1 protein-coding gene is annotated in these 401 nt (G+C 36.2%); it reads left to right on the top strand.

What is annotated here, in order from left to right; genetic code table 11:
• Positions 1-141: 141 nt before the first annotated feature.
• Positions 142-401 (top strand): potassium-transporting ATPase subunit C (locus CP370_RS09450; protein WP_143467903.1); only part of this gene is annotated, 260 nt, incomplete at its 3' end.

The following is a 401-nucleotide window of genomic DNA, read 5'->3' as shown; positions in this document are numbered from 1 at the left end:
TCCAGCTAGTCAGTTACTGCGGCATAATTTGCTAGTTTATGGGCTTGGTGGGATAGTTGTTCCATTCATTGGAGAATTAAGTTGATCGACTTGATCATTGCACTCATACTACAGATTCTATGAGAAGGGAGAAAGACAATAATGGTAGTTAAGACATTAGGTAAGTCAATTTTGGCAGTAATTGTCATAACGATTATTTGTGGTATCTATACTTTAATTGTTAGTGCAATTGGGCAAACCTTTTTTACCTCACAAGCAAATGGCAGTTTAGTTAGATCTGATCAAACAGTAAGGGGATCAGCACTAATCGCACAACCATTCACAAGCAAAAAATACCTGTGGGGTAGACAGATGAATATTACTGTTGGCGATATAACTGGACAAAAAAACAATAAAAATAT

The organism is Lactobacillus sp. UMNPBX19, assembly GCF_002553805.1.
GTDB lineage: Bacteria > Bacillota > Bacilli > Lactobacillales > Lactobacillaceae > Lactobacillus.
The sequence above is the reverse complement of the archived record's forward strand: the minus strand, read 5'-3'. Positions and strand labels throughout refer to the sequence as shown.